Annotated in this window: 1 protein-coding gene; it reads left to right on the top strand. The window is 46.1% G+C overall.

The window, feature by feature from the left end; genetic code table 11:
- Nucleotides 1–705 (top strand): UvrD-helicase domain-containing protein (locus ACWHAR_RS27280; protein ID WP_452088458.1); only part of this gene is annotated, 705 nt, incomplete at both ends.

Consider the following 705-nt stretch of genomic DNA (forward strand, 5'->3'; position numbering starts at 1 on the left):
TGGAAAACGATTTGAAGCTGCGAAACAGGAGAAATCAATCATCGATTTTTCTGATTTGGAGCATTACTGTTTAGCGATTTTGACAGCAGAGAATGACAAAGGTGAATGTGAGCCGAGCGAGGCTGCAAGGTTTTACCAGGAACAGTTTCATGAGGTGCTCGTTGACGAATATCAGGATACCAACCTCGTGCAGGAATCGATTCTGCAGCTCGTCACAAGCGGGCCGGAGGAGACTGGCAACCTGTTTATGGTAGGAGATGTCAAACAGTCGATTTATCGATTCAGGCTTGCGGAGCCGCTTCTTTTCCTCTCTAAATACAAACGGTTTACAGAGAGTGGAGAAGGCACGGGGCGGAAAATCGATTTAAATAAAAATTTCCGAAGCCGGGCTGATATTTTAGACAGCACAAACTTTTTATTTAAACAGCTGATGGGCGGCAAAATCGGTGAGGTCGATTATGACGAGCAGGCTGAGCTGAAGCTTGGTGCAGCGTATCCGGACAATGACGAGACGGAAACAGAGCTGCTGCTGATCGACAACGCAGAAGATACGGATGCAAGCGAGGAAGCAGAAGAGCTTGAAACGGTGCAGTTCGAGGCAAAAGCCATCGCTAAGGAAATTCGCAAGCTGATTTCATCGCCATTTAAGGTGTATGACGGAAAAAAGAAAACACATCGCAATATTCAATACCGAGATATCGTGAT

It is taken from the genome of Bacillus sp. LR--39 (assembly GCF_053613335.1).